This window comes from Caproicibacter fermentans (genome assembly GCF_009746625.1).
In the GTDB taxonomy this organism is placed as follows: Bacteria; Bacillota; Clostridia; order Oscillospirales; family Acutalibacteraceae; genus Caproicibacter; species Caproicibacter fermentans.
Genome location: NZ_VWXL01000008.1, coordinates 23116 through 42400 on the forward strand (window position 1 = coordinate 23116; position 19285 = coordinate 42400).

A 19285-nucleotide genomic window follows, 5' to 3' on the forward strand; every position below is an offset into this window, starting at 1 on the left:
GAGTGTTTTCGCGTCGGCATCAGCCGAAAAGGTTGGAGAGCAGAGGAACCAGCGTAATGCCGATCAGGGCCACGCCGCCGCCCGCCATAAGCTGTTTAATGCCCTGACTTTTTGCACCCGGATTGTCGTTGCCGTAACCTTCCAGAAGGTTGATCGCGCCCCAAATGGCAAGGCCCGCGCCGAGGGCGATAACAAGGGTCTGGAGAACGCCGATTGCGGAATGAAAGAAACTCATAATACTACCTCCAATTCTGATTTTGAATATGAAAAAAGCCGCTATTCTGCGGCTTTCGGGTCCCCGGAGAGGTCAACGGAATACGTGTTGAACACATCGTCCGGTTTCGGTTTCAATTTGGTGGACAGAAACTTCTCAATATGGAAAGCATTGTGGGGATCGTAATCGGACAGGTATTTGTAGTTCGGATGCTTTGTGATGTCGTACTTGTCAGAAAGGAAGGGCCGGACGCCGCGAAGCTGGAGGATGCATTTGCCGCCGTCGAGGACGGACAGCTCATCGACCGAAGCTAAATCCTTCCCTAATTTTTGATAATTGAGGCTGTGGGAAACCTCGCGGCCCCGGCTTTCGCCGGTATTGTAGGTGTCGATCGTCTCTTTCCCAAGAGATTCGGTCAGTTCTTTTAAGGTCGTGCGTTCCTTGCCGCCGAGGAAGATGGCGCTGTCGCAGTTGCCGATGATCGTGTCGGCGTTGTCTTTGTACAGGGCTTTGAGCTGGCTCTGCGCCTGCAAAACAAGGCAGGCCGAGATTTCACGGCTGCGGATGGTGGCAATCAGCTTTTCAAACTTGGGGATCTGCCCGATGTTGGCGAATTCGTCAAGCAGGCACCGGACGTGGACAGGCAAGCGCCCGCCGTATACATCGTCCGCCTTTTCACACAGCAGGTTGAAAAGCTGCGTGTAGGCCATCGAAACCAAAAAATTAAAGGTGTCGTCATTATCGGAAATAATGATGAACAGGGCGGTCTTACGGTCGCCCAGCGTGTCCAGCTCCAGTTCGTCGTAGGCCGTCAGGTCACGAAGCTCTTGAATGTCGAACGGGGCCATTCGTGCGCCGCAGGAAATAAGGATCGATTTTGCTGTCTTGCCCGCCGCCAGCTTATATTTCTTATACTGCCGGACGGCGAAGTGATTCGGATTTTCCTTTTCCAGAGTCTCGAACATAAGATCCACGGGATTTTTGAATTCCTCATCATCTTCTCTCACTTCCGAGGCGTTGATGAATTCGATCAGCGTAGCGAAATTTTGTTCCTCGACCGGGGCCTCATAGTGGATGTAGCCGATGAGCGCCGTATAAAGGAGAGTCTCGGCCTATAACGATAGGTAAGGTTTTGATGTTATCGCCGCCTTTTCCCCCGTTCCACACCGGACATGCGACTTTCACCGCATCCGGCGTTCCATCGATTGTTTTCGCAAGCATTTAATCAGTCACCAAATTAATTACTTAATCTATTGCTGGAAGACCGGCTTGCATACGCAAGCTGTTTACTTTTTCCATCAGTTGCTTAGTTGCTTTGAGCATATCAGCTGTGGCTCTTAATACCGTTTGCACATTATCTTGTAGCAATGGCAAAAACCTATTATGGATTAGCGTCATGTTCTGATATCTTTCCTTGCCACCGAGTCCTACGGGTGTTTTAAGCCAGCAGATGATATCAGAGGCATCCGTAAACGCTTCTCCGCATAGGGCGCATTTACCACGTTGAGCAGAAAATAATGAAATCCTGCTGTCTGTGTATTCTGCGCTATGACCTTCGGACGTTATGCTTCTTAGTCCTTTAAGGACAAATGAATCCAGACTAAGATTTGTATGAATCAACGCTCTTCCTTCGGCTGTATAACTACAAACAGCCGACCTTTTAGCCATCGGTATCTTATTCTTGATGTATGCGATAGGGTAGATTGGTTGGTCGATACCGGACACATAACGCACCATCTTCGATTTACCAAACCGTTCCTTTTCGTTTTGGGTCATGGTACCGCCCTCACGAACAAGCATACATCCTGTTTCTGTATTGAGCCGATTGGTTAAAACTGTCATGACCTGCCTGTGGATTATCTTGCAATCAATACTGATACAGGTTGCAAGCTGATAATAGTTTTGTATTCCCAACACCATAGAGTTGAACAACCGTATTTCATCTAATGGTCGTTTTCCTTCCGATGGCCTTGCAATCCGTTTTGCTTGCTCCACGAGCTTTTGTCGTTCCAGTTCCATCTTTTCGTCACAGATATGGGATTGTACAGCGTATTTATGACTTTTCGGCCTTACCCGTATCTTGAATCCCAGAAACTCTGAATAGCGTTTTCTTACATTTACTATTCTTGTTTTCTCTGGTGAAACTTCAAGTTTTAACCTCTCTGCAATCCACTCCGACACAGCTTCTTTTGTTCTCAAAGCGTCTTCCTTATCCCGGCAGAAGATTCTGAAATCATCAGCATATCTCACGATATACATTTCTTTCAGATTTGTTTTCTTCATAATCCTGTATCCATGGCTTTTATCAAACGCGGTGTTGTTACCTATCTGTCTGTACCTGCCACGGTCAACCGCCACCGGGTTGTTCTGCCATTGACTCTCTATCCACTTATCCAGTTCATTCAGCACAATATTTGCCAGAAGCGGCGAAATGATGCCGCCCTGCGGAGTGCCTTTGTCTGGTATCATGGTGGAGCCGTCCGGCATCCTTATTGGAGCTTTCAGAATCCGCTTGATTACAAATATCAACTGTTTGTCCTGTATTCCCATTGCCCAAATCTGCTTCATCAGCTTGCTGTGATTTACATTATCAAAGAAACCTTTGATATCGAACTCAATTACATAATGCAGATTCATCCTTTGAAGCATGGTGTAGGTCCTCTGCATTGCGTGTTCAACGGAACGGTTAGGGCGAAAGCCATAACTGTTATTGCTGAATTGGGCTTCACAGATGGGTTCCATGACCTGCTTAATGCATTGCTGTATCAGCCTGTCCCAGATGCACGGGATTCCTAACGGACGTGTCTTGCCGTTTGGTTTGGGGATATCCTTACGTCTGACCGGTTTCGGCCGGTATCCGTGCTGGCTCCCTGTGACAATAAACCTCACGTTCTTAACAACCATTTCGGGTGAAAGACACCCAATGTCACTGATGTTTCTGTTGTCTGTTCCTGCTGTGTAACTTCCTCCGTTTGCCTTGATGTTCCGATATGCCAGCAGAATGTTATCACGCGTCAAAATGAGTTCCATCAGATTTGTGAAAATATCTCCATCCTTACTCCGGCGATACAGCTCGTCAAAAACAGGCTGCATACCGTAATACTCGGCGTGGCGCAAGTCGTCCACACATAGATTTTTTGCTTTCTTTGGCATAAGGCATCACCTCCTTTTTGCGAAAGTGACCCTTTTGGTCGTATTCGAATCCTTATGTTGGACTGAATAATGCCTGTTTATCTCAACCGACTTGTGGCCATCCCTCCACCCTCGTTACAAGGGATTCATAGGTTCGACCACTACTTTTCAGCGGCAGTTCATCTGCTTATTATTCTTCGTCAGACTATTCCTTGCGGAACCTGCTACCTTTCCTCGTTCCGATAGTTCTATCTGTACATACATATCCTTAGGCGCTTGCTATAAGCCTGCCAGCTTGACTGTGCCTGTAACACAGTATGGCGTTCATAGGGCAAAATCTATACTAACCACACTGACTGCGCATTAACGCACCCGTATATTTCTATACGGTCTTCTTTTAGACCTGTACATTCGCAAGTTCGTCAGTCCGCCCGCCAAAGCGAACATTCTCGCCATAGATATCTTATAGACCCTTGGCCTATAGGTAACATGGTCTGCCTCCAGACCGCTTTCGACCACTTTTGGCAGTGGTTACGGTTACTCTCAGCCGTTGTCATGAGGCTTCGCACACAAGCCATTACAGCTAATGCACGCCCATCAAGGGTAGGCGTTTCAGGGCGTTACCCCGTCATTCCACCTATCAAACTACCAGTTCTCCGAACAACGGAAAACCGTTGCCCGTGCGCCGACTTTTTACCGTCAGCGAACGAGTCGCACTTACCCAAAAATCATCTCCTTCCTTGCCTTCGCCCTTGGTATTGGTGATGAGCGCCGTGACCAGCTTCAAGATGTCTTTTTCCGAATGGATGTATGCGAAGGGATTGTATCGCATCGACTTTTTGAAGTTGATGGTGTTGAGAATTTTGATGCGGTAGCCCCTGCGCCGCAGAAGATTTCCGCACTCCACGACGATGCTGCCCTTCGGGTCCGTGACAACGAAGCTCGTCGGGTAGTCTTTGGAATCGCACTGCATCAGGTTCGGTTTGATGAAAAACCGCGTCTTGCCGGAACCGGAGCCGCCGACGACCAGCACGTTTTTGTTCCGGGAGGTCTTGGGGTCCTTCGGACGGCTGTTCATGGTAAGCCGTTCCGTCTGCGTGAGAATGACGTTATTCTCAAAAACGGGGTCGATGTACGGCCTGATGTCCTCGGCCTTGCCCCAGCGGGCCGAGCCGTATTCCACGTTTTTGCGGAACTTTTTGGCGTTCCGGCCCTTAACATAGACCGCCAGCCGGAGGGCGGCGGCGAGAAGGACGCCCACAGCCAAATCAGCCGGATAAAAGCTCGGCAGCAAAGACGCAAAGGCGGCGGTGAGGCCGTCCATCAGATGCAAGAGCTTCCACGAAGCGTCCGTGCCTGCGGTCAGCCGCCACGCCTGCCCGAACTTGGTAGCAAACAACGCGACGAACAGGTACGGCAGATTCATCAGAAGCAACTTTTTTGTTTTCTCACTCATCGCGTTCGCTCCTGTTCCTTATGTTTTACTTGGTCAACGGTATTCGCTTTGACCCGTTCTTTGAACTGCCGGAGCCGAGTGAGAACGGATGGCTTTTTCGTCCGGTTTACCGTTTTCGCCGTGAACTCGGTGAAAGCGGCGGTAAGCGCGTCCGCATCCCGCGCCTTGAAAAAGACGAGATATTTTGGCGGCGATACGCTGCGGTCCTTTTTTACGGCGTAGTCCACGCCGTATTTCCGCGCCACGCGGTCAAAGGAACGGATGTTGCTGTCGGTGATCTCGATATTGGATACGCCCGCGTTCTGTCCGACGAGCTGCTTCAGCGTCTGCCTGCCGTGGGGGATCACGGGACCGGCGCGGGCCTTGGCGCTTTTCTTCTCCTTTCGGTGGGCCAGATACTTGGCAATCGCCGATTTGAGAACCCGGCCCGTGAGCTTCGCGCCGCTGATGATGAGCGTCACGGAGCGGTTTTCGATTTCTTCCTGCAAATTTGTCACCTCCATGTGTCATGGCGAAGCCGCCCCGTCACCGTTCATCGTGAGAGGGCGGCTTTTTCTTTGCCAGTGCCGGTTTCCGGTCATTTTTCTGTTCCCCGCTCTTTTTCACAAAAGGGGTGAGAACGGTTTCCTTGCTGTCCATGTACATTTCCTCGGTTTTCTGTTGCGCCTGCTGAAGCTTTGAGATGGCATCGGTCACGTCGTTGAACAGAGAGTGGTACATTTTCTGATATTCGGGCACGGTATCTTCACTCCTTTTCCGCGTCTTTTTCCCGGCCCTGTCCCTTGACGGTAAGAATGCCGTCCAGCGTGGTGGCGGTAATATGCAGCCGCTCCGCCGTGGCAATATCGTTTTTTACGGTTTCATCCACGTTCCTGCCGCAGACCACCAGCACATGGGCGCGGCGCAGGAAGTTGCAGGCAATATCCACGCCGTCCTTGTGCTCCTGCGGGATGGCGTCGTTTATGAAAAGCGGCAGAAACAGGACCGGGCAGACCGGGGAAAAGCCCGCATCGTAGACCTTGCGGCAATATTGCGCCGCGTCCTCGGTGTTTTCGATTTCATCCGCGCCCCACGGGGCGGTGATGTATGCGAGGGGTCGTTTCATGGTGAAATTCTCCTTTCTGTTTTTTTGTCGGGTATGAAAACAGCCCGCGCTGGACGTTTACCGTCCGGGCGGGCTGCTTCCGTACATGTCGTGATTGACCAGCGCCGAATAATAGCTGCTGATAGTGGTCGGAGCCTGATACAGCGCGGTCAGAATGTAGTTTCGGATATTGCGGACATCAGTGGTGTTTTTATCCAGACACTCCAGCACGTATTCGATGTGGCTGTCGTCGAGCTTCAAAAGCCTGCTTTTCACTGTTTCGGCGGGCATGTCCTCACCCGCGATCCGGATTTCCTTTTTCCGGCTGCACACGGTGTCGAGCATAATACCCACGATTTCATCCAGACGCTCCGTGTCGCATCTCTGCCGCAGAACGTCGTAGGAAATATTCTCTTTGATGATTTCGCGGTAGGCATCCGTCGCATCCATCGAATCAGCCGGGGCAACGGCCTCCGGTTTTCGCTCTGCCGGATTGGATTGATACGTATTTGCTCCATACGTATTTGATTTTTTAGGGATATTAGTTCCCTTAGTATTTAATTGCGCGGGGTTTTCCGTATCCGGTTTTTCCATATCAGGGTTATCCAGATACGGCTTTTCCGTATCTGGTGAATCCGTATCCGGGAAAGGCGTACCCGGCGATTTGCGCGGCTGCTCGTAGATGGTGTATTCGGTGTCCGTGATACGCCCGTTTTTGCCGCGAAGCTGGCGGCGCTCCATATAGCCCGCACTTTCCAGCTCCTTGAGCGCCTTTCCGATAGCGTCCACACCCTCCCGGCAGATGGAAGCAAGGCCCCGCGTGGTGTAATCCCAATCGTCCGGAAGGGAGAGCATCATGGACAGCAGCCCTTTCGCTTTCAGGGACAAGGCCCTGTTTTTCAGATGATGGTTGCTCATAACCGTGTAATCCCGCGTCCGTTCCACACGAAAAACCGCCATTTGTATCACTCCCTTCCATGTGACCGGCTTAATCGGTAATCGTGAAGTTTAATATCAGTTCATGGGAAACAGTTTTCGCATTTGCCCATGCAAGACCGAATTTGGCGGTAAGCGCCAGATTTCCCGACGCTCCGTTCGCGCCGAGCGTTCCCAACGGCACTTCCGAAGCAAGATCACCCGTGTAAACGGGAGATTCCCGGTCAACCGCCGTCCAGCCTGAACCGGCTGTTTGGCTGATTCCCACGCCGAGAGCGATTCCGTTTCCGGTCTGCGCCGCCGTCAAGCTGTTCCAGTCCGAATAGGACGTGGGGCGGCATCACCGATGCCAGATGTCGCTTTCAGCCCCGCGACAGAAACTTGGACGGGAAAAGTGGAATGGTTGGTAATCGGAATATCCGGTGCGGTGAACGGCGTACTGCTGTTCGGGTCAATCGCGTAACTGATGCTGACCGGATGGGTCACAGAGACAAGTTCATCCGTATGGTAGTGGGTGACAGCCGAAATGTTTCCGGCATTATCCACGGCGGCGATATGGATGTAAAAGCTGCTGCCGGATGGGCGGGAAAAAGTATAGCTGTTTGATGTCGTGATAATGCTCCCGTCCGGGATGGTATCGGGGTTGTTGTCCACTACGATGGAATAACCCTTCATACCGGTTTTTAGGGATGTTGATATAACCGGAGAATCGTATTTCGCGCCGTCGTTCTGACCCGTGGCCTCCACATAGTATTGATAGCCGGTCGCATTGTCCTGCGAAGAATAGTTGACGGTGTACTGCGTCCGGCCGGAATTGTGCGTGACGCCCGAAATTGCCGGTTCGTCCGGCGCGTCCAGATCCTGCCCCTTGTGGTCGTTCCAGCTTGTGTCGGTCGTGATTTGAGCGAGGTAAAACAGAGTGTTAGCCGTAACGCGCTGCTCGTCCGGTGTCGCTTCGCCGTCGGAGTGGCCAGTCTGAATCAGAGCACAATTGCTCCATGTTGTCAGGTAAAAATTATTGGTACCCTTGCCGTTGGAATCGCTTTGCGGCACACCGCCGCAGTACGGATATGGCGGTTGATATGCCATCCAGATGTCACCAAGTGCAATCTGCGAATTAGAGTGAGATGTCGGGATGGTCAGCGCCGTGCCTATGCCGCCTATATTCCAAGGATAGTTGGTGAGCAATCCCTTTTTCGTAACAGAAATCTCCGAACCGCCTAAAGGCGTATAGTGGTTGATCGTTTCAATGTTTACATAGTGGGCGAGCTTAAAGAAATTTGGATTGGCAATGGCATCGTTGGAAACAAGCGTATCATGTCCGAAACAAACGCCCCGCCCGGTTCTAATAAACGCATCCGTACCGGCTTCCGCCGCTACCGACAGGTCTTGCAGATTGTTGTTATCCCACGCGCCAAAATACAGCACGTCGTATTTGTAGCTACCGTCCGCGTTTTTCAAGTAAGCGTCGGGATTGGCGTTAAAATCGAAAATCGACACGGTATCCACGGAAATAAGGCCCTCGCCGTAGCCTTTGGAATTGTGCCCATTCGGCGTTTCCATCCACATTTTAAGGGATGCCGACTTCGGCAGGGTGTAACTCTTTCCTTGCCACGTCGTAAAGGAAACGGTCGGAGTGACAACGGGATAGATGTTCAGAACCTTCGCGCTGTCTTTGGCGGGGATGCTCTGGAAGGTTGATTCATGCGCAGACTTGGAATAGAGCATATAGCTGTATGGTTGGCTTTTGTCACTGTTCGTCCAGTTCAGCGCCACATAGTTCCCGGACGGATTCGGCGTCGCGGTCAGCGTCAGCACCGAAGCGGCGGATGCCGCGAACGCGGGCGAAACGCCAGACAGTAGAATTCCGGCGGCAAGCAGAGGGACGAGAAAAAGCCGCCTGAATGATTGTCTCAAATAGAAACCCTCCTTTCGGCGTGGAAGGTTGGCCGGGAAAATCCCGGCCAATTCCCGCACTTATGTCTTTATGCAAGCTGGAACTGGAAAACAAGCTGATGGTTGGCCGTGTACGCTCCGTCGAACGCGAGGCCATAGTCAGCCGTGAGGGACAACGCGCCGGAAACGCTCGGATTCAGCGTCCCGACCTGTAACGGCGAATCGTTCACCGCCCAATGGGTGGAAGTGCTGTACCCGCTGTTCCAGCCAGAATTGCCTTTTGCCGCAATGCCGAGCGCGATGTACTTCTTGGAATCCGCGAGGTTGAGTGAGCGCCAAGCTTTCGCGGACGGGTCGACGTCGGTGAAGGTAAGCGTTCCTCCCGAAGCGGCTTTCAGGGATTCTACCGTAGCAATTACCGCAACCTTGGTGTTGTTGGTCACTTTGATGTCGGGCGCGGTAAAGGTTTCGGCGTCCGGGCTAATGGCGTAGGCCACGTTGATCGGATGGGTGACGGAAATGGTCAGCGGCGAGATGGAACCGTTGATCGTCACGTTCCCCGTGACGCTGCCCGTGCCGGTGTCGGTCTTGTCGGCGGCGAACGCCGGGACTGCCGCCGACACGCCGAGTACAGCAAAGGTGATGATACCTGCGAGAATCTTTCTGAGTTTGCTTTTCATTGAGAAGCCTCCTTGTAAATTTTTATATCAACCGGATCATCCGGCTGATTACGAAACGGAAAGATGGATTTTGTAGTCGGCCATGCCGAGGTAAGCCTTAGTATCCTTACCGTAATACCGGATGGTCGCTGTCACGCTGTAATTCCCGGATGAAACCTGACGGGAAAGAGTAAGGCCGTCGATATGCTGTCCCGGATAGATCGGCGCGGATTTCGCTATGGTTTTGCCGTCCAGCACAATTTCACACTGCATAATGACAGTGTTGGAAGATGGATTCTCCACTTCCCATGTGCCGGTGCTGTCCTTCGCCCCGCTGGAAAAGGACGCTTGCGCGCTCACCTTGTCGGTGACGGTGACTTCCTGCTTTTGAAGCCGGGACAGGATTTCCTGCCGCGATGGGGTGCTGCCGCTTCCCGATTCCGCACTCCCGGTATCGTCCAGAGACGGAGCGGACGATGAGGGAGCGGAACTGGACGGCGGCGGGTTTGGGCAAGGGTGCTGATTTCCGCAGCTCCGTAACAAGAGCAGCAGGAGAAGCAGCAACAGCAGAAGAATCGCAAGAATGTACGGCCACTTGCGTTTTCGCTTTTCATCCTCCTTCCCGCGCCTGTTTTGGTTGATTTTTTCAGTTGTCATGCGGTTTCCTCCTTAATCAAGACATGAAAAAAGGCGTCCCTTTCGGAACGCCTGAAACGACGGTTATTATCTTTCCTGATCCCGCTGCCGCTTTTTTTGCCATCCGTCCAGCAGCCGGATAATGACCTGCTCCATTTGCTGCGGGGTGTACGACTTGGGAAAATATTTTTGGAGCTTATCCGCCTTAAGGGTCAGGTCGTTTTTCTCCGGTTTCTTTTCCTCCGACATGATGGCAAGCATACTGTCCTCGTTCAAATGGCCATCCTGACTGAAATTTTTCAGCCGCTGGGCCTGTGAAAGAGAAGGGGTGGCCTGTTCGCTTTCGATGGTGTCAAGCAAAAGCGTCTGTTCCTCCGGTTTAAGGTACGACAGTTCCACGGCGGGGGTCATGGCGATTTTCTTATCGTCCACCATTTGCTGAAGTTGTGGAGACAGCTCATTCAGTCGGATATACCGCCGCACTTGGTCTTTACTGATGCCTGCATCTTCGCCTACTTTTTCAACCGATAACTTCTGTGCAACTTGCATAGAAGTTAGATCAGTCCTCGCACCTTGCCGCTTAATGGCTTCCAGCTTCATTTTGTACGCCTTGGCCCGTTCACTCGGCAGGATGTTTTCACGCTGAATGTTGCTGTCAACCATGATAATGGTCGCGGCGTCATCGTCCAGATCGCGGACGATAACCGGCATAGTGGGAAGTCCCGCCAACTCGCAGGCGTGTTTACGCCGGTGGCCGGAAATTAGCTCAAAACCGCCGCCTGCGCGGGGACGGACAATAGCGGGAACCAACACGCCGTATTCTTTGATACTATCCACGGTTTCTCTCATAGAATCATCGTCCCGCACCTGAAACGGATGGTCGGGAAACGGGTGCAGCTCCGAAAGCGGCATATCCGTGACCTTCTCCCGTTTTTCATCCTCGCGGGTTTCCTCCGTGGAGAAAATATCATCGTAGCTGTTCAGACTTATGTTTTTGGCGCTGCTTTTCAATCTTCAACACCTCCTTCGTCAGTTCCCGGTACGCCTCGGCAACTTTGCCCTTCGGGTCGTGGGCGAAAATACTCCTGCCCTCCGCGCTGATTTCGGCGGCGCGAACGGAATGAGGAATCTCTACATCAAAAACCTTCAGCTTTGAACCGTAGGTATCCCGTAGCAGGGCGCTAATCTCTTTGGCGTAGTTGGTACGGCTGTCCACCATCGTCAGCAGAATGCCGTCGATTTTGAGCTTCGGATTGATCTGCCGCCGTACCTTGTTGATTGTCTGCAAAAGCTGTTCGAGGCCCTTTACCGGAAGGTACTGCGCCTGAACGGGAATGAGAACGCTGTCGGCTGCGGCCAGCGCATTGACGGTGAGCATCCCCAGCGAGGGCATACAGTCCAGAAGCACATAGTCGTATTGCCGCTTTACGCCGTCCAGATACTGCTTCAGGATTTTTTCACGGCTCATGGCGTTGACAAGCGATACTTCCATGCCGGAAAGTTCGATATTGGCGGGCATGAGATCGACCCCTTCGTCATGATGCAAAAGGCCCTCACCGGGGACGATGGTTTCCTCGTTCAGCACCTTACCCATGATCGTCGCCAGCGTAGTTGGTAATTGGTCGGGTTGGGAATTGCCCAAACTGATGGTCAGGGAACCCTGCGGGTCGCTGTCCACCAAAAGCACTTTTTTCCCTTCCTGCACCAGCCCGATGCCGAGATTGGCACAAGTTGTGGTCTTGCCGACGCCGCCTTTTTGGTTGGCAACGGCAATTACATTGGTCATGTGATTTTTCACCTCCGGAATAGAAAAAGGACGTTCCTTTTCACGGAACGCCCTTAAAATATGATGAAGTTATTCAATTTTTAGGGGTAAATACTGCTTCTTAATTGCCCGTAAACCCTTGGTATTACTGACTTTTTTGAATAAATGCCGTAAGAACACTCGCACCAATAGAAAGACCCGGAAAGCCGCATGAACGCTGGCTTTTCGGGTTTCTTTTTTACATAAAAACCGATTTATGCGTATCAGTTGAACTGGCAGCGCAGCCGCGATGGTCTCCACTGTTTCCATCTTTTGGCAAAGGTTTGTGCGTAAATAGTTGTTGTACCAGATAATTTTTCCGGACATGGTTGCTGTCCCTCTTTCAGAATGCTGTCTCGCAACTTCATTCTATCAGAGACCTGCAAACCTTGTCTCTTTTTATCCGTTTTTTTAACTTGCGCAACATCAGATTTTTCCTGGAGAAGCCCGAAGAGCCATAGGAATGTTGGCTCTTCGGGCCTTAAGTTATAGAGCGGCTCTTCCGCATCATGCTTGACTGTGCGAAACGCCCTGGCCTGCCTCCGCCAGGTGCAGCCGGTGGAAGCGTACTTAGCATGCCCTAACGCCATGGAGAAAAAATATGAATCTACAGAAAAAACGGTTTCTTTTTATCTTTCAATATAGTAAAATAAAGTAAAGAGGGATTTATTATGATTTTTAATATGAGTTCAAATACACAGATCGGCAGCAAGCAGCCGTTAAGCACTGAGGAAGTGTTCAGAAAAATTCTTAGAAGAATTATCAAGCTTCAGCTGGAGCCCGGCCAGCGCATCAGTGAAAATCAAATGGCACAGGAATATAACGTATCACGCTCCGTCATCAGGACGACTTTTACAAGACTTCAGCAGATGAAATTCATCGAGGTCTTTCCGCAGAGAGGCACATATGTCAGTTTGATCGATTTAAATCATATCGCAGATTTACTTATGCTTCGCACTGCGGTGGAAAAGGAAATCATCTATGAGATGTTTACTTCACTGCAAAAGAAAGACAGGCAGGCGCTTGTCGACGCCCTGGAAGCCAATTTGGCGGAGGAAGAAAAGTGCAGGAATGAGGCCGACTATTTCGGAAAATTCCCGAAACTGGATTCTGCTTTTCATAAAACGATGATAGACAGCGTCGGACGTTATGCGCTGGTAGAACTGCTTTCCGACGATATGCTTCATATCGCGAGATGGCGAAATTTCGATGTGGCTTTCGGCAACCGAATTCCGGAGCTGATCGATCAACACCGCGCGATTGTGGAAGCGATAAAAAAAGAGGACATGCTGCTGACCCAGCAGAAAATAGCGGATCATTTGGAAACGATTTCGTCGATCTATGAAAGAGTTGTCACGCAGTATCCGCATTATTTTAAAAATCATTCATAAAAAAAATAGAACAGGGCGGCCCGTTTGGTCAAATCGCTTATTTTGAATTTTTGTGAAAGACTTGATTCATACGGGCTGCTATTTTATTTTAAAGAAAATCATATTAACGGAAAACCAAGCAACAACTTGTCGAAATTGCATAAATTTGAAAGAATTTCAAGAAATCTATTTACAAAATGGATCAAAAGTATATAAAATATGAATATAGAGTGATTGACAAATTATTATCTTAACAAAGTAAATGACAGAACAAAGAAAAATAGCTGGTATACAAGAGTACTAGGTATCCATAAAACTCATCTTTTTCCCGGAACCTTTAAAAAACTAGTACACAAGTATACAGGATTGGAGGCGGTGTAATGTTTACGTTGGGAATTGATATAGGATCGACGACTTCCAAGGCGGTCATTGTAAAAGACGGCCGGGAGATTGTCGCCTCATCCGTTGTGATTGCGACCGTCGGAACGGACGGTGTTTCAGACGCGATTGAGAATGTGCTGGGGGAAAGCGGGCTTGAGCACGGGGACATTTCGGTCACCTTTGCGACAGGGTACGGCCGACAGACGTATCCGGATGCCGACGGGCAGGTCAGCGAACTGACCTGCCATGCACTTGGGGTGCATCATGTATTCCCGGATGCGAGAACCGTGATCGATATCGGGGGACAGGATGCAAAGGTATTGGCACTGAATGAACGGGGAAGAATGGCGAATTTTGTCATGAACGACAAGTGCGCGGCAGGCACCGGGCGCTTTCTGGATGTAATGGCAAATATTTTAAAGCTGGATATTTCGCAGCTGGAGGTGGAGGCCGCGAAAGCGCTTCATCCCGCCGGCATCTCTAACACCTGCACCGTGTTTGCGGAGTCGGAGGTGATTTCCCAGCTTGCGGCGGGCACCAAAATTCCGGACCTTGTTGCGGGAATCTGCAAATCGGTCGCGTCACGTGCCGCGTCTTTGGCCAAACGGGTCGGCGTGAGGGAAACGGTCTGCATGAGCGGCGGTGTCGCGCGCAACGCCGGGGTTCGCAAAGCGCTGGAACAGGAGCTTAACGTTAATATCGCTTCTTGTGATATGGCTCAACTGATGGGTGCGCTGGGGGCATCCCTGTACGCCTATGAGAAAGCCTGAGGCTAACAATAAAAAGGAGTTGTGATTTTATGAGTGAGGAAGTCAAAAAGCAAAGACCCGCGCCGGATCCGAATTCAGCAAAGTTCAAACTGGGGCAGATTGCGGCCAAGGCTTACAGCGATTGTGTGGAAGCCAAGGCGCGCGGCGAGAAAGTCGGCTGGTGCGCCAGTAACTTTCCGGTGGAAATTCCGGAAACGCTGGGCCTGCATGTTTGCTACCCCGAAAATCAGGCGGCTGCTATCGCCGCAAGGGGCGGCGGCGAGCGGCTGTGCAGCGAAAGCGAGGGGGAGGGATATTCTAACGATATCTGCGCTTACGCGAGAATATCTCTCGCGTACATGAAGTTGAAGGACGCGCCCGAACAGAATATGCCGCAGCCGGATTTTGTCCTTTGCTGCAACAATATCTGCAACTGCATGATTAAGTGGTACGAGAACATCGCCAAAGAGCTTGACATTCCGATGATCATGATCGACATCCCGTTTAATCCGGATTATGAAGTATCGGAAGCACAGACCGCTTACATAAGGGCACAGTTCTGGGACGCGATTCATCAGCTGGAGCAGATTACAGGCAAAAAATGGAGCGAGGAAAGATTTCAGGAAGTCAAGAAGATTTCCGGTCGTTCCAGCCGCGCATGGCTTGAGGCAACCGCTTGTGCCAAACATAATCCGTCGCCTTTCAACGGCTTTGATCTTTTGAACCACATGGCGGTCATGGTGACGGCGCGTGCCAAGAAAGAGGCCGCGGACGCAATGGAGACCCTTTTGAAGGAATACAAGGAGAATCATGAAAAGGGAGTTTCAACGTTCCGCGCCGAGGAAAAGTACCGCATCATGTTCGAGGGAATCGCCTGCTGGCCGTGGCTGAGGGTTACCTCATCCGGACTGAAGGACAGAGGAATCAATATGGTGACCACCATTTATGCAGACGCTTTCGGGTTTATCTATGACGATTTCGACGGTATGTGCCGCGCCTATTCGCGTGTGCCCAACGCGATGTGCCTCGAGCTTGCGAGGGACAAGCGAGTCAAACTCTGTAAGGACGACCACGTCGAGGGACTGCTGGTTCATACTAACCGTTCCTGCAAACTCTGGTCCGGATTTATGCCCGAAATGAGCCGGCAGATCGGCAAGGCCTGCGGTATTCCGGTCGCAAGCTTCGACGGCGATCAGGCCGACCCGAGGAATTTCTCGGCGGCGCAGTATGATACCCGCGTCCAGGGCCTGATGGAAATCATGGAAGAAAACAAAGGAGGAAACTGACAATGGCTGTTGATGAATTACTGGCTCAGTTTCATGAAATTGCCGCGTCGCCCAAAAAACAGCTGGAAAAATACCTGGCGCAGGGTAAAAAGGTGGTAGCCTGCGCTCCGGTTTACACGCCGGAGGAAATCATCCATTCCATGGGACTTGTTCCCATGGGCGTCTGGGGCGCGGATCAGAAGGTCGGCGAAGCAAAAAAATATTATCCGGCGTTTATCTGTTCCATCATGCAGACGGTGCTGGAGCTTGGCATCACCGGCAAATATCAGGGCGTTTCCGCAATCGTGATCCCTTCTCTCTGCGATTCGCTCAAATGCCTTGGGCAAAACTGGAAGTATGCCGTTCCCGATATTCCGTTCATCCCCATGACTTACCCGCAAAACCGGAAGCCGTCGTATGGGATTGCGTTTACCAAGGCCGGCTATGAGCGCGTAATCAGCGACCTATCCGCCGCGACGGGCGCAAAGTTTTCAGAAGTCGCACTGGCAGACTCCAACCGTATTTACAATGAGCACAACGCCGTGATGCGGGAGTTCGCGGAGATTGCCGCGGATCATGCGGTCAGCGCGGCGCAGCGCAGCGATGTGTTCAAGAGCGCCTGGTTTATGCGGAAGGAAGAACACACCGCCATGGTGAAGCAACTGAACGCGGAACTGGCACAGACACCGAAAGATAAAGGAAAAATTCGTGTCGTGGTGAGCGGAATTCTGGCAGACTCCCCCAGTTTGCTGGAGATTTTTGATAAAAACGAAATCAGGATTGCGGCGGACGACGTAGCGTTTGAATCAAGGCAATACCGGACGGACGTGCCGGAAGACCCCAATTCGCTGGATGCGCTTGCTCGGAAGTACGCAAATATGGACAACTGCTCTGTGCTTTATGACAGGGACAAAAAGCGAGTCGATTCGATTCTCGAACTGGCAAAGCGGCACGACGCGAGAGGCGTCATCGTCCTGATGACAAAATTCTGCGATCCGGAGGAATTCGACTATGTTCCCATCAAAAGAGCTTGTGAAGCGGCCGGGCTTTTGAATCTGAACATTGAGGTTGACCGGCAGATGGTGAATTATGAGCAGGCAAATACCATGATCCAGACATTCAGAGAGATGTTCTAACCCAGCGGCCAATGAGGAGTATTGAAATAAGGAAAAGGGGAAAATGTCATGATTAACAAGAACAAAATGCCTGTTGCGATCGGGGTAGCGTTCGTGTGGTTTACCACGCAGTTCGGCGGCGGATTTGCTTCGGGGGCGCAGCTGCTTACCTATTTTGTACAGTTTGGAATCTGGACCCTCGTCACACCGATTCTGGCGCAGGCTTTCGGCGCGTTCTTCCAGTGGTACGGGCTGCGCTATGCGAAACGGCACAACACCTATGATTACCGCACGTTTACCGACACCTTCTATGGCGATCTGGGAAAAGGAACGAAAACGGTTTTCTCAAATCTCTATGAAGTGGTTTACATCGTAACAATCTGCCTCGCTTCCGCGGTCGCTTTCGCGACGGGAGGCTCCACGCTTGAGGCACTGACCGGCATCCCCTACCTGCTCTGCACACTTGTCATCGGGGCGGTTATCTTTGTGCTGACGATCTTCGGCACGGATATTGTCAGAGCTGCGGCTTCCACCATTTCCGTGGCGATCATAGTCGGTCTTCTGGTTGTCTATATCCCTAACATCATCGCTCAGTGGGGCACTATTTCGGCTAACATCGGCCAACTGTCGGTTGCCCCCGCGCCGGTTGCCCCCGCTTTATGGAAATGTCTGTTGTACGGAGCGTTCCAGTTGGCTTCCATCGGCCTTTTGATGCAGCATGCAGAGCCGTTTGAAAACGAAAAGGTAGCAAAGACTTCCATGATTTACGGCTTTATCGTTAATGCGGGAATTATTTTCATCTGTACGCTCGGCATGCTGGCGGTTGTTAAAAATCCGGATCTTGCGACAGCGAAGGTTCCGACGCTGCTGATGGTTACAACAGGCGTCGGCGCAGCGGTCCTGACGCCGATCATTTCAATCCTGATTATTCTCGGCTCCGTATCAACCGCCGTCAATATGATCGCCGGCGTTGTCAAGCGTTTTGTAACCGCGTGGAACAAAAAAGACGCCTCTCCGGAAGAATCGGGAAAGAAAAGCACACAGCGCACGATGACGATTGCGATTCTGTTTACTCTGCTGACCTTTGCAATCGCACAGTTCGGACTGATTCCGCTGGTTGCCGTCGGATATGGGTACCTCGGCTATTTGACCATTTTTGTCGTCCTGATTCCGTTCCTGATCCATATGTTCCTGACCAGGGCGGGGAAAATCGATTCTGAATTCAAAAAGAATTAATCAAGATAAAAGGAGAGACCGAAAAAATGAGCAAACCATTGCAAGGAGTCCGCGTCATTGAGCTTGCCACCTTTATCGCCGCCGCTACGGCGGGCAGATTTATGGCTGACCTCGGCGCAGACGTCATCAAAATCGAATCGGCAAAGGGGGACCCCCTGAGATACACGGCGCCTTCCGAGGGAAGACCGCTGGATATGTACGAAAACACCACATGGGATTTGGAAAACGGCAACAAACGCTGCATTTCCCTGAATATGAAGGACCCGGCGGGCAAAGAGGCGTTTTTAAAACTGCTTGAAACGGCGGATGTCCTCATTACCAACTGGCGGGTTCAGGCGCTGGAACGCGCGGGCCTTGATTATGAAAGCCTGAAGCAAAAGTATCCCAAGCTTGTCTATGCAATCTGCACCGGCTATGGTGAATACGGTCCCGACAAAGACCTTCCGGGCTTTGATTTTACCGCATTCTTTTCAAGGGGAGGCTATCTGGATTCGCTGCGCCAGAAGGGCACCGTGCCGATGAACGTGGTGCCGGGCCTTGGCGACCACAATGTCGGCATGAACCTTGCCGCGGGAATTCTGGCGGCTCTGTATCAGGCGAAAACAACGGGCGTTGGAGAAAAGGTGGAAACTTCCCTGTTTGAAAGTGCCGTTTTCAACATGGGCATGATGATTCAGGCGTCAAATTACGAAGGAATCGCACAGCAGTATCCCATCGATGTCAGAAAGGCCGCCAATCCGTTTAACGCTGCATGGAGGACAAAAGACGACCGGTTCATCCAGACTTGCATGCCGGATTACAACACCTATTACAAAGCCTTTATGAAGGCGATCGGACGGGAGGACCTTGTCGAAAACGAAAATTATTTCCCGATTCTGACTTGTCAGAAAAAGGGCCTTACTTCCGAGGTTTACGACATTGTCATGGAAGCGTTCAGCCGGAAGACCGTTGAGGAATGGACGCGGATTCTCGCCTCTGCCGACGTTCCGTTCGCGCTTGCGAAAAATTGGATGGAAATCCGGGAGGACAAGCAGGCCGAGGCGAATAACTGCTTCTACGACATGCGCTATTCCACTGGAAATACCAGAAGGCTGGTGAGACTTCCGGTGAAATTCCAGCAGATGGGTGTGCCGGACTATCGCAGAGGCCCGATGATCGGCGAACAGGGGCCGGAAATTCTGAAAGACATCGGATATGACGAAAAGCAGGTTCAGAATCTGATGGAATCCGGCACTCTGTATGTTTGGAAGGACGAGAAAAAGTCGAACTGATTTCAATCAAAGGGACTGCAACCGGACCGGCACCGGTTTCGGCTGCGGTTCTTTCAGTTGATATTACGGAATTACCGGGGA

At 51.3% G+C, this 19285-nt stretch carries 18 protein-coding genes and 2 pseudogenes; 6 read left to right on the plus strand and 14 right to left on the minus strand.

Features of this window, described 5'->3' with window-relative positions; all coding sequences use genetic code 11:
- Positions 1 to 19 precede the first annotated feature (19 nt).
- From CAFE_RS01000 to CAFE_RS01060, 14 genes and pseudogenes are all read right to left on the minus strand, one after another.
- The gene (locus CAFE_RS01000) at positions 20 to 235 is read right to left on the minus strand and encodes a Maff2 family mobile element protein (RefSeq protein ID WP_013485766.1); all 216 of its coding nucleotides are present in this window, start codon (positions 233 to 235) and stop codon (positions 20 to 22) included.
- Positions 236 to 276: 41 nt separating this feature from the next.
- A pseudogene (locus CAFE_RS01005) lies at positions 277 to 1326 on the minus strand (VirD4-like conjugal transfer protein, CD1115 family); the annotation flags it as partial.
- Between the two features lie 133 nt (positions 1327 to 1459).
- The gene (gene ltrA, locus CAFE_RS01010) at positions 1460 to 3367 is read right to left on the minus strand and encodes a group II intron reverse transcriptase/maturase (protein ID WP_156989550.1); all 1908 of its coding nucleotides are present in this window, start codon (positions 3365 to 3367) and stop codon (positions 1460 to 1462) included.
- A 679-nt stretch (positions 3368 to 4046) separates the two neighbouring features.
- Positions 4047 to 4802: pseudogene (locus CAFE_RS01015) on the minus strand (type IV secretory system conjugative DNA transfer family protein); the annotation flags it as partial.
- The gene (locus CAFE_RS01020) at positions 4799 to 5290 is read right to left on the minus strand and encodes a PcfB family protein (protein WP_156989552.1); all 492 of its coding nucleotides are present in this window, start codon (positions 5288 to 5290) and stop codon (positions 4799 to 4801) included. The pseudogene CAFE_RS01015 and the gene CAFE_RS01020, both read right to left, overlap by 4 nt.
- A gap of 37 nt (positions 5291 to 5327) precedes the next feature.
- Entirely contained in the window at positions 5328 to 5540 is a 213-nt protein-coding gene (locus tag CAFE_RS01025) for a hypothetical protein (RefSeq protein WP_330593695.1), read from the minus strand.
- A 7-nt stretch (positions 5541 to 5547) separates the two neighbouring features.
- A complete protein-coding gene (locus CAFE_RS01030; protein ID WP_156989553.1) occupies positions 5548 to 5907 on the minus strand; it encodes a DUF7768 domain-containing protein in 360 nt (119 codons plus the stop codon).
- A 57-nt stretch (positions 5908 to 5964) separates the two neighbouring features.
- Positions 5965 to 6846 carry a DUF6017 domain-containing protein gene (locus CAFE_RS01035; protein ID WP_156989554.1) on the minus strand — a complete coding sequence of 294 codons (882 nt, stop codon included), beginning with the start codon at positions 6844 to 6846 and terminating at the stop codon, positions 5965 to 5967.
- Between the two features lie 28 nt (positions 6847 to 6874).
- Entirely contained in the window at positions 6875 to 7129 is a 255-nt protein-coding gene (locus CAFE_RS19865; protein ID WP_233452658.1) for a hypothetical protein, read from the minus strand.
- The gene (locus CAFE_RS01040) at positions 7126 to 8739 is read right to left on the minus strand and encodes a DUF5057 domain-containing protein (protein ID WP_233452659.1); all 1614 of its coding nucleotides are present in this window, start codon (positions 8737 to 8739) and stop codon (positions 7126 to 7128) included. Before CAFE_RS01040 ends, CAFE_RS19865 begins: the two co-directional genes overlap by 4 nt.
- A gap of 68 nt (positions 8740 to 8807) precedes the next feature.
- Entirely contained in the window at positions 8808 to 9398 is a 591-nt protein-coding gene (locus CAFE_RS01045; RefSeq protein ID WP_156989555.1) for a hypothetical protein, read from the minus strand.
- Between the two features lie 48 nt (positions 9399 to 9446).
- Positions 9447 to 10034 (minus strand): hypothetical protein, encoded by a 588-nt coding sequence (locus CAFE_RS01050; RefSeq protein WP_156989556.1) that lies wholly within the window; start codon positions 10032 to 10034, stop codon positions 9447 to 9449.
- 66 nt (positions 10035 to 10100) lie between these two features.
- Entirely contained in the window at positions 10101 to 11024 is a 924-nt protein-coding gene (locus CAFE_RS01055) for a ParB/RepB/Spo0J family partition protein (protein WP_156989557.1), read from the minus strand.
- Positions 10981 to 11799: a ParA family protein gene (locus tag CAFE_RS01060; RefSeq protein WP_156989558.1), complete on the minus strand. Its 819-nt coding sequence runs from the start codon at positions 11797 to 11799 to the stop codon at positions 10981 to 10983. The genes CAFE_RS01055 and CAFE_RS01060 overlap by 44 nt, the downstream gene beginning before the upstream one ends.
- Before the next feature lie 689 nt (positions 11800 to 12488).
- On the opposite strand from CAFE_RS01060, the gene CAFE_RS01065 reads away from it, so the two are divergent.
- The 6 genes from CAFE_RS01065 (at position 12489) to CAFE_RS01090 (ending at position 19204) form a co-directional block, all read left to right on the plus strand.
- Positions 12489 to 13208, plus strand: a complete 720-nt coding sequence (locus CAFE_RS01065) for a GntR family transcriptional regulator (RefSeq protein ID WP_228725089.1) — start codon at positions 12489 to 12491, stop codon at positions 13206 to 13208.
- 359 nt (positions 13209 to 13567) lie between these two features.
- Positions 13568 to 14338 carry an acyl-CoA dehydratase activase gene (locus CAFE_RS01070; RefSeq protein WP_066644728.1) on the plus strand — a complete coding sequence of 257 codons (771 nt, stop codon included), beginning with the start codon at positions 13568 to 13570 and terminating at the stop codon, positions 14336 to 14338.
- Between the two features lie 29 nt (positions 14339 to 14367).
- Positions 14368 to 15603 carry a 2-hydroxyacyl-CoA dehydratase subunit D gene (locus CAFE_RS01075; RefSeq protein ID WP_066644730.1) on the plus strand — a complete coding sequence of 412 codons (1236 nt, stop codon included), beginning with the start codon at positions 14368 to 14370 and terminating at the stop codon, positions 15601 to 15603.
- 2 nt (positions 15604 to 15605) lie between these two features.
- Positions 15606 to 16718, plus strand: coding sequence for a 2-hydroxyacyl-CoA dehydratase subunit D (locus CAFE_RS01080; protein WP_066644732.1), 1113 nt, complete (start codon positions 15606 to 15608; stop codon positions 16716 to 16718).
- Between the two features lie 48 nt (positions 16719 to 16766).
- Positions 16767 to 17933, plus strand: a complete 1167-nt coding sequence (locus CAFE_RS01085) for a YkvI family membrane protein (protein WP_066644736.1) — start codon at positions 16767 to 16769, stop codon at positions 17931 to 17933.
- 26 nt (positions 17934 to 17959) lie between these two features.
- Positions 17960 to 19204 carry a CaiB/BaiF CoA transferase family protein gene (locus CAFE_RS01090; RefSeq protein ID WP_066644742.1) on the plus strand — a complete coding sequence of 415 codons (1245 nt, stop codon included), beginning with the start codon at positions 17960 to 17962 and terminating at the stop codon, positions 19202 to 19204.
- Positions 19205 to 19285 lie beyond the last annotated feature (81 nt).

Coding starts and splice junctions, on each gene's coding strand:
- CAFE_RS01030 (WP_156989553.1), bottom strand. CDS start 5,907: ATGAAACGACCCCTCGCATACATCACCGCCCCGTGGGGCGCGGATGAA.
- CAFE_RS01070 (WP_066644728.1), top strand. CDS start 13,568: ATGTTTACGTTGGGAATTGATATAGGATCGACGACTTCCAAGGCGGTC.
- CAFE_RS01045 (WP_156989555.1), bottom strand. CDS start 9,398: ATGAAAAGCAAACTCAGAAAGATTCTCGCAGGTATCATCACCTTTGCT.
- ltrA (WP_156989550.1), bottom strand. CDS start 3,367: ATGCCAAAGAAAGCAAAAAATCTATGTGTGGACGACTTGCGCCACGCC.
- CAFE_RS01050 (WP_156989556.1), bottom strand. CDS start 10,034: ATGACAACTGAAAAAATCAACCAAAACAGGCGCGGGAAGGAGGATGAA.
- CAFE_RS01085 (WP_066644736.1), top strand. CDS start 16,767: ATGATTAACAAGAACAAAATGCCTGTTGCGATCGGGGTAGCGTTCGTG.
- CAFE_RS01060 (WP_156989558.1), bottom strand. CDS start 11,799: ATGACCAATGTAATTGCCGTTGCCAACCAAAAAGGCGGCGTCGGCAAG.
- CAFE_RS01000 (WP_013485766.1), bottom strand. CDS start 235: ATGAGTTTCTTTCATTCCGCAATCGGCGTTCTCCAGACCCTTGTTATC.
- CAFE_RS01080 (WP_066644732.1), top strand. CDS start 15,606: ATGGCTGTTGATGAATTACTGGCTCAGTTTCATGAAATTGCCGCGTCG.
- CAFE_RS01090 (WP_066644742.1), top strand. CDS start 17,960: ATGAGCAAACCATTGCAAGGAGTCCGCGTCATTGAGCTTGCCACCTTT.
- CAFE_RS01035 (WP_156989554.1), bottom strand. CDS start 6,846: ATGGCGGTTTTTCGTGTGGAACGGACGCGGGATTACACGGTTATGAGC.
- CAFE_RS01065 (WP_228725089.1), top strand. CDS start 12,489: ATGATTTTTAATATGAGTTCAAATACACAGATCGGCAGCAAGCAGCCG.
- CAFE_RS01075 (WP_066644730.1), top strand. CDS start 14,368: ATGAGTGAGGAAGTCAAAAAGCAAAGACCCGCGCCGGATCCGAATTCA.